The organism is Streptomyces sp. NPDC002773 (genome assembly GCF_040295605.1).
Classification (GTDB): domain Bacteria; phylum Actinomycetota; class Actinomycetes; order Streptomycetales; family Streptomycetaceae; genus Streptomyces.
Window position 1 is genome coordinate 395854 of the sequence record NZ_JBEOVO010000001.1, and the last position, 13240, is coordinate 409093.

Below are 13240 nucleotides of genomic sequence, written 5' to 3' on the forward strand. Positions count from 1 at the left end.
GCGCGTCTGCCGATTCTACGGATCCGGGCCCACTCTGGTGAGGCGAAGCAGGAAATGGATTCAGAAAGGCATACGTTGGTGAAGGAAGACACCATGAAGACGACCACGGGGACGATCGAAGCCGCACAAGAGGCAGTGACGGAATTGCGTGAGGCACTCGCGAGGGCGGGAATCAGACTTCCCTCGCTCGGGATCGACGTCGTCACCCTCGCCGCCGATCCCCCGAGGCCGCTCGTCGAACTGGGATGCTGCACGGCGGAAACGGCACGGCTGATCGCCGCCGCCCTTTCGCCGCGGGAGGAGGGCCGGTCATGACACTGCCCATCGGGGCGTACGTCGTGGAGATCCGCACCGGACGGGTCGGGAGAGTGATGGGGCACGAGGGGCCGTACGTCCAGATCCGCCCGCTCGGTGGCGGGCGGGAGTGGGACGTGGAGCCCGAGGACGTACGGGAGGCGACCTGGTCCGAGCGGCTGAGCGCCGCCACGGCGCACGTCAACGCCCGGAGCCGGGGCGAGGTGCCCTGACCCCGGCTACGATGCTCTTTCCGTACGGGAGAATGGCCGCATGAGTCTGTTCCGCGACGACGGCATCGTGCTGCGCACCCAGAAGCTGGGTGAAGCGGACCGCATCATCACCCTCCTCACGCGCGGTCACGGACGCGTACGCGCTGTCGCGCGCGGGGTGCGGCGGACCAAGTCGAAGTTCGGCGCGCGGCTCGAACCGTTCTCGCACGTGGACGTGCAGTTCTTCGCCCGGGGGAGCGAGCTGGTCGGGCGCGGCCTGCCGCTCTGCACGCAGAGCGAGACCATCGCCCCGTACGGCGGCGGGATCGTCACCGACTACGCCCGCTACACCGCCGGCACCGCCATGCTGGAGACGGCCGAACGCTTCACCGACCACGAGGGCGAGCCCGCCGTCCAGCAGTACCTGTTGCTCGTGGGCGGCCTGCGGACCCTCGCCCGCGGCGAGCACGCCCCCCATCTGATCCTCGACGCCTTCCTCCTCCGCTCCCTCGCCGTGAACGGCTACGCGCCCAGCTTCGACGACTGCGCGAAATGCGGGATCCACGGGCCCAACCGGTTCTTCTCGGTCGGGGCGGGCGGAGTCATCTGCGGCGACTGCCGGGTCCCCGGAAGCGTCGTACCCTCTGCGGAGGCCATCGGCCTGCTCAGCGCGCTCCTCACCGGCGACTGGGCGACGGCGGACGCGTGCGAGCCGCGTCACGTCAGGGAGGGCAGCGGACTCGTGTCCGCCTATCTCCACTGGCACCTGGAGCGCGGCCTGCGCTCGCTGCGGTACGTAGAGAAGAACTAGGTAGGAGAGAGACCACGCCATGGCCATCGCACGACTCCTCGGGCGCCAGCGGCGGGAGTACACGACTCCCGAGCCCCACCCGTCCGGTGCCCGCCCGCCGAAGCTCCAGCCCGAGTTCGTCCCGGAGCACGTCGCGATCGTCATGGACGGCAACGGCCGCTGGGCCAAGGAGCGCGGCCTGCCCCGCACCGAGGGGCACAAGGTCGGCGCCGAGCAGGTGCTCGACGTGCTCCAGGGCGCGATCGAGATGGGCGTGGGGTCGATCTCGCTGTACGCCTTCTCCACCGAGAACTGGAAGCGCTCGCCCGAGGAGGTGCGCTTCCTGATGAACTTCAACCGCGACTTCATCCGCAAGTCCCGCGACCAGCTCGACGCGCTCGGCGTGCGGGTGCGCTGGGTCGGCCGGATGCCCAAGCTGTGGAAGTCGGTCGCCAAGGAGCTCCAGGTCGCACAGGAGCAGACCAAGGACAACACGAAGCTCACGCTCTACTTCTGCATGAACTACGGCGGTCGCGCCGAGCTCACGGACGCGGCGCAGGCGCTGGCCGAGGACGTGAAGGCGGGCCGGCTCGACCCGGCGAAGATCACCGAGAAGACCATCCAGAAGTACCTCTACTACCCGGACATGCCGGACGTGGACCTCTTCCTGCGGCCCAGCGGCGAGCAGCGCACCTCCAACTACCTGATCTGGCAGAGCGCGTACGCCGAGATGGTCTTCCAGGACGTGCTGTGGCCGGACTTCGACCGGCGCGACCTCTGGCGCGCCTGCGTCGAGTACGCCGAGCGCGACCGGCGCTTCGGCGGCGTCGACCCGGCCGACCTGGCCGTACTCGACAAGGCCTGAGCCGTGGCGGTGGGGGAGAAGGTGGAGCTCGTCTACTCGGCCGAGTTCGCCGAGGTGAACGAGGCGGTACGGGTACGGCTGCGGGCCACCGTCTGGTGGCGGCTGCTGCGGTGGGCGGCCTGGGCGGCCGGTGCGCTGGCGCTCCTGGCCGCGGGAGTCGTGCTGTTCCTGCCGAGGGACCCGGATCCGGCGACGGCCGCCGTACTGGTCGCCCTCGGTGCGGTGGCCGTGGGCTGCGCGGAGTCGCTGCCGCGGGTGACGGCGTACAGCCTCTTCCGGCTGATCGGCTCCCAGGGGGAGGCGCGGGCGGTCGTGGACGAGGACGGCGGGCGGTGGACGTCACGGGACACCGACACGACGATCAGGTGGGCGCTGCTGTCCCGGTACGCGGAGACGCCCCGGCTCTTCGTCCTCTTCACGGACCGCACGTCCGGCACCGGCCTCGCGTACCTGCCCAAACGGGGCCTCGCGGAGCCAGCTGACGCGGACCGGCTGCGGGCGATCCTGGACCGGAACACCAGCAAGGTCTGAGACGTACGAGAGGGCCCGCACCGATCGAACCGGTGCGGGCCCTCTCGTACGCCCATGTGCGCGCACGGGCTACTTCTCGGCGCACTCCGCGCACGTGCCGAAGATCTCGACCGTGTGCGCCACGTTCACGAAGCCGTGCTCCGAGGCGACCGCCTCGGCCCACTGCTCCACCATCGGGCCCTCCACCTCGACGGCCTTGCCGCAGAGCCGGCAGACCAGATGGTGGTGGTGGTCGCCGGTCGAGCAGCGGCGGTACACCGTCTCGCCGTCGCTGGTGCGCAGCGCGTCGACCTCGCCCGCGTCCGCGAGGGACTGGAGCGTGCGGTAGACGGTGGTGAGGCCGACGGAGTCGCCGCGGTGCTTCAGCATGTCGTGCAGCTCCTGAGCGCTGCGGAACTCGTCCACCTCGTTCAGCGCCGCCGACACGGCGGCCCGCTGCTTGGTCGAGCGCCCTCGTACGGGGGGTCCTGCCGTCACCACGGGGGCCTCCTTGGATGCTTGTCTGCCCCCGCCATTCTGCCAGTCCCCCGTGTCACTCCTCGCTGACCGGATCCGAGTGGATCAGATCGTCACGTCGTCCGTCGGCCGCCGGGTCGCCGGAAGCGGTGCGTCGCAGCTCTCCGCGCCGGCCTCGGCCGCCCGTGCCCGCCGCCTCGCGAGCGGCGTCGCCAGGAGGGTCAGGAGGACGAAGACCCCGATCGCGTACAGCACGATCGTCGCGCCGGGCGGCACGTCCTGGTAGTACGAGGTGACCGTGCCGGCCAGGGTGACCGTGACCCCGGTCGCCACCGCGAGGACGAAGGTCGCGCGGAAGGACTTCGACAGCTGCTGGGCCGCCGCCACCGGCACCACCATGAGCGCGCTGACGAGCAGCAGGCCGACGACCCGCATGGCGACCGTGACGGTCACCGCGGCCGTGACGGCGATCAGCAGGTTCAGGGCGCGCACCGGCAGGCCGGTGACCCGGGCGAACTCCTCGTCCTGGCTGACGGCGAAGAGCTGGCGGCGCAGGCCGACCGTGACGAGGACCACGAAGGCGGCCAGGACGCCGATCGCGGTGATGTCCTCGGTCGAGACGGTGGAGAGCGAGCCGAAGAGGTACGAGCTGAGGTTGGCGTTGGAGCCGGTCGGCGAGAGGTTGATCAGCAGGACGCCGCCGGCCATGCCGCCGTAGAAGAGCAGCGCGAGCGCCAGGTCGCCGCGGGTCTTCCCGTACGCCCGGATCAGTTCCATCGCGACCGAGCCGACGACGGCGACGGCGGTCGCCATCCAGACGGGGCTGGAGTTCAGCAGGAAGCCGAGGCCGACGCCGGTCATGGCGACGTGGCCGATGCCGTCGCCCATCAGCGCCTGGCGGCGCTGGACGAGGTAGATGCCGACGGCGGGGGCGGTGATGCCGACGAGCACGGCCGCGAGGAGCGCGCGCTGCATGAAGGCGAGCTGGAGGATGTCCATGATCAGGTCAGCAATCCGGTGCGGATCGGCTCATCGGCCGCGTGGGGGTGGACGTGGTCGTGGCCGGGCAGCGCGTGCTGGCCGACGGCCTTCGGCGGCGGGCCGTCGTGGACGACACAGCCGTCGCGGAGGACGACCGCGCGGTCGATCAGCGGCTCCAGGGGGCCCAGCTCGTGCAGGACGAGGAGGACGGAGGTGCCGTCGGCGACCTGCTCGCGCAGGGTCGACGCCAGGATCTCCTGGCTCGCGAGGTCGACCCCGGCCATCGGCTCGTCCATGATCAGGAGCTCGGGTTCGGAGGCGAGCGCGCGGGCGATCAGGACGCGCTGGTGCTGGCCGCCGGAGAGGGCGGAGACGGAGTCCTTGGCGCGGTCGGCGAGGCCGACGAGGTCGATGGCCCGCTCGACGGCGTCCTTGTCGGCCCTGGTCAGCCAGCCGAACCTGCGGCGGGAGAGCCGGCCGGAGGAGACGACTTCGCGGATGGTGGCGGGGACGCCGCTCGCGGCGGTGGTGCGCTGCGGCACGTAGCCGACCCGGGCCCAGTCGCGGAAGCGCCTGCGCTCCGTGCCGAACAGCTCGATCGTGCCGCTGGTCAGCGGCACCTGGCCGATGACGGCGCGGACCGCGGTGGACTTGCCGGAGCCGTTGGCGCCGAGCAGCGCGACGACCTCACCGCGGTGGACGGTGAGGTCGACGCCGCGGAGGACGGGCCGGGCGCCGAGGGCGGCGGTGGCTCCGCGGACGGAGATGACGGGTTCCGCTTCCGGGGCTGCCATGGCTCGTACCTCCTGTGGTGCGGTGATCACTTGGCGCCGAGGGCCTTCTGCAGCGCGGCGAGGTTGGACCGCATGACCTCGATGTAGTCATCGCCCTTGGAGGCGTCCGTGATTCCCTCGAGGGGGTCGAGCACGTCGGTCTTCAGACCGGCGTCGGAGGCCAGGGTCTTGGCGGTCTTGTCGCTCGCGAGGGTCTCGAAGAAGACGGTGGAGACCTTGTCCTGCTTCGCGATGTCCTGGAGTTCCTTGATCCGGGCGGGGCTCGGCTCGGACTCGGGGTCGACGCCGGAGATGCCCTCCTGGTCGAGGCCGTACCGCTCGGCGAGGTAGCCGAAGGCGGAGTGGGTGGTGATGAAGGTCTTCGTCGCGGTGTTCTTCAGACCGGTCTCGAAGGCCGTGTCCAGGTCGCCGAGCTTCTTCACCAGGGCGTCGGTGTTCTTCTTGTAGTCGGCGGCGTGGTCCGGGTCCGCCTTCTCCAGGGCGCTGCCGACACCCTTGGCGACCTCGGCGTACTTCACGGGGTCGAGCCAGATGTGCGGGTCGGCGCCGGCCTCGGAGCCGTGGTCGTGGCCCTCTTCGCCAGCGGCGTGGTCACCGGCGGCGTGCTCCTCGCCCTCGTGTCCCTCGCCCTCGTGGGCGTGGCCCTCGTGGCCGGCGCCGGTGGCGTGGGTCTCGAGCTTCGTGAGGGTGGCGGCGTCGACGGTGTTCTTGACGCCGGCCTGGGAGATCGCCTCGTCGACGGCGGGCTGGATGCCCTTGAGGTAGAGGACGACGTCGGCCTCGCCGAGCTCGCCGATCTGCTTCGGCTTGAGCTCCAGGTCGTGGGGTTCGACGCCGGGCTTGGTGAGCGTGTTGACGGCGACGTGACCGCCGCCTATCTGCTCGGCCAGGTACTGCATGGGGTAGAAGGACGCCACCACGTCCAGCTTGCCGCCGCTGCCCCCGTCGGCGGCGTCGGAGGTCCCGGCGCAGGCGGAGAGGGAGACGAGGCCGAGCGCGACGGCTCCGGCGAGGGCGGTGCTGGGTATGCGGCGACGTACGTTCATGACACTCATTTTCAACAAAACTGGAAACGATTGTCAATTGTCGTACGTGTGGCCCCGCCCACCCGGCCCGCGGGCGGTCCCTCGCGCGATCCCCTCTCCGAACCGATTTGATACGGGGGGTGCGCGCGCCGGTAACCTGTGGCATTCGCACTTCGTCGTCGTAATGAAGAGAGCACCGTGGCCGCCGACAAGATCGACACCATCGTCAGCCTGAGCAAGCGCCGTGGCTTCGTCTACCCGTGCAGTGAGATCTACGGCGGCCAGAAGGCCGCCTGGGACTACGGACCGCTGGGTGTCGAACTCAAGGAGAACATCAAGCGCCAGTGGTGGCGTTACATGGTCACCGCGCGTGAGGACGTCGTCGGCATCGACTCGTCGGTCATCCTGGCCACCGAGGTCTGGGCGGCCTCCGGTCACGTCGCCACCTTCACCGACCCGCTGACCGAGTGCACCTCCTGCCACAAGCGTTACCGCGCGGACCACCTGGAGGAGGCGTACGAGGAGAAGCACGGCCGCCTCCCCGAGAACGGCCTCGCCGACCTCAACTGCCCCAACTGCGGCAACAAGGGCACCTTCACCGAGCCGAAGAACTTCTCCGGTCTGCTCTCCACCCACCTCGGCCCGACCCAGGACAGCGGCTCCGTCGCCTACCTGCGTCCCGAGACCGCCCAGGGCATCTTCACCAACTTCGCCCAGGTGAAGACCACCGCGCGCAAGAAGCCCCCGTTCGGCATCGGGCAGATGGGCAAGTCCTTCCGGAACGAGATCACTCCGGGCAACTTCATCTTCCGCACCCGCGAGTTCGAGCAGATGGAGATGGAGTTCTTCGTCAAGCCGGGCGAGGACGAGCAGTGGCAGGAATACTGGATGGAGCAGCGCTGGAACTGGTACACGGGCCTGGGTCTCCGTGAGGAGAACATGCGCTGGTTCGAGCACCCGAAGGAGAAGCTCTCCCACTACTCGAAGCGCACCGCCGACATCGAGTACCGCTTCTCGTTCGGCGGCAGCGAGTGGGGCGAGCTCGAGGGCGTCGCGAACCGCACGGACTACGACCTGAACGCCCACGCCCAGGCTTCCGGCGCCAACCTGTCCTACCTGGACCAGGAGTCCGGCGAGACGTACACGCCGTACGTCATCGAGCCCGCGGCCGGTGTCGGCCGCGCCATGCTCGCCTTCCTCCTCGACGCGTACACCGAGGACGAGGCCCCCAACGCCAAGGGCGTCATGGAGAAGCGCGTCGTGCTGCGCCTCGACCACCGCCTGGCCCCGGTCAAGGCCGCGGTCCTGCCGCTCTCCCGCAACCCGCAGCTCTCCCCGAAGGCCAAGGGCCTCGCGGCGGACCTGCGCCAGAACTGGAACATCGAGTTCGACGACGCCGGCGCCATCGGCCGCCGCTACCGTCGCCAGGACGAGATCGGCACCCCGTACTGCGTCACCGTCGACTTCGACACCCTCGACGACAACGCGGTGACCGTCCGCGAGCGCGACACCATGAAGCAGGAGCGCGTCTCCCTCGACCAGATCCAGGGCTACCTGGGCAGCCGTCTGCTGGGCTGCTGAGTCTGCTCGTACGTCGGCGAAGCCCCCGGTTCCGGAACGCGGAACCGGGGGCTTTCCCGTACGGGTCGGGCCCGCAGCGCCCCCGGAAAATCACGTGCCGGGGCAGTGGCGCCGGGGTAGCGTTCCCGGCATGTACGCGTTCTCCCAGATCTACGAGTGAGCACCGGCCCCGGCTGATCGAGCTCCACCACTGCCCACCTCACTGACGGGAAGAACCCCATGGCCAAGCGCAACAACCTCCTCGGCGTCGGCGGACAGCGCAAGAAGCTGTCCCGCGCCGACCAGCACGGCGCCGTCCAGGGCGGCAGCGCCGCCCGCCGCACCGCCGACGAGCAGAAGCAGGAACTCCTGAGGAAGATGCGCGAGCGCGCCCAGGGAGCGGAGAACACCGAGAGCCCTGAGAGTGCCGAGAGCGCTGCGACCGGCGAGGCTGGTCAGCAGTAGCTGTCACCGTACGACGGAGGGCCCGGGGTGTTCGTCACCGCGGGCCCTTCTCGCGATCGAGAGAGGAAGCACGCTCTTGCCGTACAAGAGACCCAGGAGACCTGGTCACGGGTGGGTGAGAGCGGGTGCGACCGCTCTCGTTCTCGCGCTGGCCACCGCCGGACCGACCGGTGGCGCCGCCCGTGCCGGGGCCGTCGGGGCCACCGGGGCCGCCGGGAACGTTGTCCTCGAGTCCTTCGAGGACGCCTTCAACAACACGGCCGTCACCCGGGACGACCCGCCCTCCGCGGCCGACTTCGACGGGGCGGGCGGCAGTTACTCCGGCGCCCGGCTCAGCGCCGCAGGATGGGACCCGGGCGCGCGGATCACCGTCAACGGCACGGTCCACACCTGGCCCGCCGCGACCCCGGCCGGGGACAACGCGAAGGCCGAGGGGCAGACCTTCGCCCTGTCCGGCAAGGGCGACGCCCTCGGTTTCCTGGCCGCCGCCGAGCACGGGCCCGCGGAGGGGGACGGCACGGTCACCTACACCGACGGCACCACGTCGACGTACCGCCTCGGCGTGAAGGACTGGATCTGGAACGCCGCCGACCAGTCGGCTCCCGCGGTGACCGTGACCGACACGTTCTTCTCCTCGGGCCGACCGGACCGGACAGGCGGCAAGAACGTCTACGCGGTCACCGTCCCCCTCGACCGCGACAGGACGGTCAGGACCGTCACGCTGCCGACGGCCCCGAACCTGCACGTCTTCTCCGTCGCCGTACGGGACACGACCACCGCGTCCCCGAGCACGACCTGGACGGGAAGCTGGGGCGCGGCCCTCGCGCCGCCGGAAGGGCTCACCACGGTGCCCGTCTGGAAGAACCAGACCCTGCGCATGGTCGTCCACCCGCACAAGAGCGGTACAAGCACCCGGCTCCGCTTCGCGAACACCTTCGGCTCCCAGCCCGTCACCTTCGGCCGCGTCACCCTCGCCGCCCGCTCGGCGAAGACGGGCGCGGCGACCGGAGCCGTACACGAGGTGGCGTTCACCGGCAGCCGGACGATCCCGGCGGGAGGCGAGCTGGTCAGCGACAAGGTCGCGCTCCCCGTGACCGCCGGCCACGACCTTCTGGTCAGCGTCCACCTTCCGGGCGAGGTCAAGGGTGCCCCCGTGCACTCCTACGCCCTGGCTCCGACCTACGTGGGAGCGGGCGATCTCACGCGGCAGACCACCGCGGCCGGATTCGCGACCGGCCCTCACCGGTGGACCCTGCTGGGCGGTGTCGACGTGGAGACCGCGGGCTCCCCGGGGACCGTCGTCGCCCTCGGTGACTCCCAGACCGACGGCTCCCACACCACCGCGGACATGAACCAGCGCTGGCCCGACGCGTTCGCCAGGATCCTGAACAACGACCCGGCCGCGCCGGGCATCCTGAACATGGGCCTGAACAGCAACCGGGTCCTCACCGACCACGTCAGCCCGGTCACCGTCGAGCCCGGCCAGACGCGGAACCTCCTCGACATCGCGGGCCCGAGCGCCCTGAACCGCCTGGACCGCGATGTGTTCGCCCAGCCCGGCGTCCGCCGGGTGGTGCTCTACGAGGGCGTCAACGACATCAGGACCGGGGGCGCGAGCGCACCCGATCTCATCGCGGGCATCGACAAGCTCGTGGCGAGCGTCCGGGCCCGCGGCATCGGGATCACCGTCGCGACCATCCCCCCGTTCGGCTGCCCCGCCGCCACGGAGGGCAGCACCCCCTGCGCCGCGAACCCCTCCCACGAACAGGTCAGGCGGAGCGTCAACGCCCACATCCGGACCCTGGACGACCACGTCGACTTCGACCGTGCCACCCGGGACGACGTACCGACCCGGCTCGACCCCGCGTACAAGTCGCCCGTGGACGACCTGCACTTCAACGCCGCCGGCACCCAGCGCCTCGCCGAGACGCTGGCCGCGGCCGTCACCGGGACGTCCAGGCACCTCTCGCAGACCGCGGCCGCCGACTTCGACGGCGACGGACTGACCGACTTCCTCGCCCGTGACGCCACCTCGTCGACGATGAGGCTCTGGTACGGCCGGGGCGACGGCTCGTTCGACCGCTCGCTGCACGTCACCGACGACTGGAACCACACCCAGACCGTCGCGGCCGACTTCGACGGCGACGGCAGGTCCGACATCCTGGCCAGGACGCCGCCGGTCTCCGAGGGGTCGACCGCGCCCGAGCTGTGGGTGTGGCCCGGCCGGGGGAACGGCCACTTCGGAGCCCGCGCACGCGTCACGCTGGGCTGGAACTACGACGAGGTGGCGGTCGCCGACTTCGACCGCGACGGCGAGACGGACATCATCGCCGCCGAGGAAGGCACCCGCCGGCTCAGGATCTGGGCGGGCACGGGCCCCACCACCGCCGACTTCGAGCGCCCGCGGGACGTCATGGACGGCTGGACGTTCTCCCAGACCGTCGCCGGGGACTTCGACGGGGACGGCGGGGCCGACATCCTGGCGACGGACGCCGGCAACGTCCTCACGATGTGGGTCCGCAACCCCGACGGTTCCTTCCAGCCGAAGAAGCCCGTCACCCAGGGCTGGACCCTCACCGAGACCGCCGTCGGGGACTTCACCGAGGACGGCAGGGCCGACATCATCGCCCGGGACGCCAACGGGACCCTGAAGATCTGGACCGGCCGGGGCGACACCACCTTCAACGGCCCCAGGCTCGCGCCGGTCCGCTGGTAGCGGGTCCGGAGTCGACGCACAGGGGGCGCGGGCCGACGGACCGGGGACTGGGGTGACCGACGTACGGGGGCGGTCACCCCACCGTCCTCGGCAGGCGCAACGACAGCGCCGCCGTGAGCAGGATCAGCGCGAGCTGGACCAGGAGCGTCACCGTCAGGGCCGTCCCCGATCCCGCCGGGGCGGAGGCCGCCAGGCTCAGGAAGAGCGAGCCGAGCGTGGCGACGCCCAGGGCCAGGGCCGACTGCTGGGCCGTCACCATGACGCCGCTGCCCACCCCCGCCCGCTCCGGCGGGACCTCCGAGAGCACCACCCGGAAGAGGACCGGCAGCTGGAGGCCCTGCCCCAGGCCCGCGACCGCCATGCCGGGCAGCAGGAGCCAGACCGACAGGTCCGGCCAGGCACGCCAGACCGCCACGGCGAGCAGCCCGATGCCGAGGGCCTGGACCAGGCCGCCCGCCGCCACCACGCGCGTGCCCCAGCGCCGTACGAGCCGGGGACCCGCGAGCGAGGCCGCGAAGAACGCCACCGCCATCGGGGCGAGCGCCAGGCCCGAGACCACCGCGCTCAGCCCCAGGCCCTGCTGGAGCGCCACCGCGATCACGAACACGAAACCGCCGAAGCCCATCGCGAGCGGCAGGATCAGGACGAGCCCGCGCCGCAGCGACACCAGATCGAGCAGGCTCGGCGGGACCAGGGGCGTACGCCCGGCGCGGTCGGCCCGCAGCTCCACCCGCCAGAACGCCCACACCGCGAACGGGAACACGGCGAGGGCGAGCCACGTCCACAGCGGCCAGCCGGCCGCCCTGCCCTCCGTCAGCGGGACGAGCAGGGCGAGCAGCGCGAGACCGAGCAGCAGGGTGCCCGGCACGTCCACCGGGGCGGGCCGTTCGGACCGGGTCTCCGGGACGGTACGGAGGGCGAGGACGAGGCCCGCCACCGCCACCGGCACGTTCACCAGGAACACGGACCGCCAGCCGGTGCCCGCGAGATCGGCGGTGACCAGCACGCCGCCCAGGATCTGGCCCACCATCATCGAGAGCCCGACGGTCGCCCCGTACAGGCTGAGCGCCTTCGCCCGCCGCGGGCCCGACGTCGAGGCGTGGATGGTGGCGAGGACCTGCGGCAGCATCAGCGCCGCCGCGGCGCCCTGCGCCACCCGGGCCGCGACCAGCGTCCAGGCGTCGGGCGCGAGGCCGCAGGCGAGGGAGGTCAGACCGAAGGCCGCCATGCCGGCGAGGAACAGCCGCCGGCGGCCGGCGAGGTCGCCGAGCCGCCCGCCGAGGACGAGGAGCACGGCGTACGACAGGCCGTACCCGGCGACCACGAGTTCGAGCAGGGCCGGGCCCGCGGCGAGGTCGTGGTCGATCGACGGCAGGGCGACGTTGACGACGGAGAAGTCGATCAGGGGCAGCGAGGCACCGAGCAGGACGGTGAACAGACCGAGCGGGCCGAGGGCGGGGGTGGGGGAGGCGGGGCCGGTGGGGGTGGTACCCGGGGCGTCGGCCCGGGGAGAAGTTGAGGTCGAAGTCGAAGTCACGGGTTCGACGATCCGCCGCCGCTCAGCCTGGTACCAGAGCCTCTTTATCCTGGTACCGCCACTACCTGGCACGGGGCCGCCCGCCCCCGCACCCTGGGAGCGTGACGACAGCGATGACCGCCGAACCCGAGACCCGGCGACACGAGCTCGCCGCCTTCCTGCGCAGCCGCCGCGAGCGCATCACCCCCGAGCAGGTCGGCCTGCCCCGGGGGCGCCGCCGCCGCACCCCCGGTCTGCGCCGCGAGGAGGTCGCCCACCTCTCCGCCGTCGGCGTCACCTGGTACACCTGGCTCGAACAGGCCCGGGACATCCAGGTCTCCCCCCAGGTCCTCGACGCCCTCGCCGACGCCCTGCTCCTCGACCCGACCGAGCGCGGTCACCTCTTCTCCCTGGCCGGGCAGTCCGACCCGCACCCCGGTGCGCCCTGCCCGGCCGTCACCCCCGCGCTGCGGGCGCTCCTTGAGCAGCTGGAGCCCGTCCCCGCCGCCGTCCAGAACAGCCGCTTCGACTTCCTCGCCCACAACCGGACCTTCGGGCGGCTCTTCTGCGACCTGGACGCCCTGCCCCGCGAGGACCGCAACACCCTCTGGCTGGCCTTCACCGACGACGACTTCCGGGCCGCCGCCACCGATCTGCCGGAGCTCCTCCCGCTGCTCGCGGGGAAGCTGCGTGCCTCCATGGCCGAGCACCTGGCCGAGCCCGCCTGGAAGGCGCTCGTACGGCGGCTCGAAGAGGCCTCGCCGGAGTTCCGGGAGATCTGGGCCCGGCACGACGTGGTCGCCCCGGGCGGCCGCACCAAAGTCGTCCGCAACGCGCGCGTGGGTCTGCTCAGGTTCGAGCACACCAACCTCTGGCTCGGTCCGACCGCCGGGCCGCACCTCGTCACCTACGTCCCCGCCGACGAGGAGACCCGGGCCGGCGTCGCCCGCCTCCTCGACCTCGTGGTCCGGGAACAGGCGGCCCTTGCGACTGTGAGCTCGGCCATGCGCGGATAGTACGGCTAACTAAAGACCT

At 71.4% G+C, this 13240-nt stretch carries 14 protein-coding genes; 9 read left to right on the plus strand and 5 right to left on the minus strand.

Annotation, left to right across the window (positions count from 1 at the left end; genetic code table 11):
• The first annotated feature begins 93 nt into the window (after nt 1–93).
• Genes ABT034_RS01725 through ABT034_RS01745 form a run of 5 tightly spaced genes read left to right on the plus strand, consistent with a single transcriptional unit; the run spans nt 94 to nt 2692 of the window.
• Nucleotides 94–315 carry a hypothetical protein gene (locus ABT034_RS01725; RefSeq protein WP_351210108.1) on the plus strand — a complete coding sequence of 74 codons (222 nt, stop codon included), beginning with the start codon at nt 94–96 and terminating at the stop codon, nt 313–315.
• Nucleotides 312–527, plus strand: a complete 216-nt coding sequence (locus ABT034_RS01730; RefSeq protein ID WP_351210110.1) for a hypothetical protein — start codon at nt 312–314, stop codon at nt 525–527. Before ABT034_RS01725 ends, ABT034_RS01730 begins: the two co-directional genes overlap by 4 nt.
• Before the next feature lie 40 nt (nt 528–567).
• A complete protein-coding gene (recO, locus tag ABT034_RS01735; protein ID WP_351210112.1) occupies nt 568–1317 on the plus strand; it encodes a DNA repair protein RecO in 750 nt (249 codons plus the stop codon).
• Between the two features lie 19 nt (nt 1318–1336).
• Nucleotides 1337–2161 carry an isoprenyl transferase gene (locus ABT034_RS01740; protein ID WP_351210114.1) on the plus strand — a complete coding sequence of 275 codons (825 nt, stop codon included), beginning with the start codon at nt 1337–1339 and terminating at the stop codon, nt 2159–2161.
• A 3-nt stretch (nt 2162–2164) separates the two neighbouring features.
• Nucleotides 2165–2692 (plus strand): YcxB family protein, encoded by a 528-nt coding sequence (locus tag ABT034_RS01745; protein WP_351210116.1) that lies wholly within the window; start codon nt 2165–2167, stop codon nt 2690–2692.
• Between the two features lie 69 nt (nt 2693–2761).
• Here the strand turns inward: ABT034_RS01745 and ABT034_RS01750 are convergent, their stop codons facing one another.
• From ABT034_RS01750 to ABT034_RS01765, 4 genes are all read right to left on the minus strand, one after another.
• Complete coding sequence (locus tag ABT034_RS01750) at nt 2762–3172, minus strand: Fur family transcriptional regulator (RefSeq protein ID WP_351210118.1); 411 nt, start codon at nt 3170–3172, stop codon at nt 2762–2764.
• An 81-nt stretch (nt 3173–3253) separates the two neighbouring features.
• Entirely contained in the window at nt 3254–4147 is an 894-nt protein-coding gene (locus ABT034_RS01755; protein WP_351210120.1) for a metal ABC transporter permease, read from the minus strand.
• A 2-nt stretch (nt 4148–4149) separates the two neighbouring features.
• Nucleotides 4150–4923, minus strand: coding sequence for a metal ABC transporter ATP-binding protein (locus tag ABT034_RS01760; RefSeq protein WP_351210122.1), 774 nt, complete (start codon nt 4921–4923; stop codon nt 4150–4152).
• Between the two features lie 26 nt (nt 4924–4949).
• Nucleotides 4950–5969 (minus strand): metal ABC transporter substrate-binding protein, encoded by a 1020-nt coding sequence (locus ABT034_RS01765; protein ID WP_351210125.1) that lies wholly within the window; start codon nt 5967–5969, stop codon nt 4950–4952.
• A 177-nt stretch (nt 5970–6146) separates the two neighbouring features.
• Here ABT034_RS01765 and ABT034_RS01770 point away from each other — a divergent pair, with 177 nt between their 5' ends.
• From ABT034_RS01770 to ABT034_RS01780, 3 genes are all read left to right on the plus strand, one after another.
• Entirely contained in the window at nt 6147–7529 is a 1383-nt protein-coding gene (locus tag ABT034_RS01770; protein ID WP_351210127.1) for a glycine--tRNA ligase, read from the plus strand.
• A gap of 219 nt (nt 7530–7748) precedes the next feature.
• Nucleotides 7749–7973 (plus strand): DUF6243 family protein, encoded by a 225-nt coding sequence (locus tag ABT034_RS01775; protein WP_351210129.1) that lies wholly within the window; start codon nt 7749–7751, stop codon nt 7971–7973.
• Nucleotides 7974–8088: 115 nt separating this feature from the next.
• Nucleotides 8089–10689, plus strand: coding sequence for an FG-GAP-like repeat-containing protein (locus ABT034_RS01780; protein ID WP_351210131.1), 2601 nt, complete (start codon nt 8089–8091; stop codon nt 10687–10689).
• Nucleotides 10690–10762: 73 nt separating this feature from the next.
• On the opposite strand, the gene ABT034_RS01785 is transcribed toward ABT034_RS01780, so the two are convergent.
• The gene (locus ABT034_RS01785; RefSeq protein WP_502972771.1) at nt 10763–12226 is read right to left on the minus strand and encodes an MFS transporter; all 1464 of its coding nucleotides are present in this window, start codon (nt 12224–12226) and stop codon (nt 10763–10765) included.
• A gap of 113 nt (nt 12227–12339) precedes the next feature.
• On the opposite strand from ABT034_RS01785, the gene ABT034_RS01790 reads away from it, so the two are divergent.
• The gene (locus tag ABT034_RS01790) at nt 12340–13221 is read left to right on the plus strand and encodes an MmyB family transcriptional regulator (RefSeq protein WP_351210429.1); all 882 of its coding nucleotides are present in this window, start codon (nt 12340–12342) and stop codon (nt 13219–13221) included.
• The last annotated feature ends 19 nt before the right edge of the window (nt 13222–13240 follow it).

What these genes read in the sequence shown, in the direction of transcription:
- ABT034_RS01725 (WP_351210108.1), top strand. Translation starts at nt 94, where the DNA reads ATGAAGACGACCACGGGGACGATCGAAGCCGCACAAGAGGCAGTGACG.
- ABT034_RS01730 (WP_351210110.1), top strand. Translation starts at nt 312, where the DNA reads ATGACACTGCCCATCGGGGCGTACGTCGTGGAGATCCGCACCGGACGG.
- recO (WP_351210112.1), top strand. Translation starts at nt 568, where the DNA reads ATGAGTCTGTTCCGCGACGACGGCATCGTGCTGCGCACCCAGAAGCTG.
- ABT034_RS01740 (WP_351210114.1), top strand. Translation starts at nt 1,337, where the DNA reads ATGGCCATCGCACGACTCCTCGGGCGCCAGCGGCGGGAGTACACGACT.
- ABT034_RS01755 (WP_351210120.1), bottom strand. Translation starts at nt 4,147, where the DNA reads ATGGACATCCTCCAGCTCGCCTTCATGCAGCGCGCGCTCCTCGCGGCC.
- ABT034_RS01760 (WP_351210122.1), bottom strand. Translation starts at nt 4,923, where the DNA reads ATGGCAGCCCCGGAAGCGGAACCCGTCATCTCCGTCCGCGGAGCCACC.
- ABT034_RS01765 (WP_351210125.1), bottom strand. Translation starts at nt 5,969, where the DNA reads ATGAACGTACGTCGCCGCATACCCAGCACCGCCCTCGCCGGAGCCGTC.
- ABT034_RS01775 (WP_351210129.1), top strand. Translation starts at nt 7,749, where the DNA reads ATGGCCAAGCGCAACAACCTCCTCGGCGTCGGCGGACAGCGCAAGAAG.
- ABT034_RS01790 (WP_351210429.1), top strand. Translation starts at nt 12,340, where the DNA reads ATGACCGCCGAACCCGAGACCCGGCGACACGAGCTCGCCGCCTTCCTG.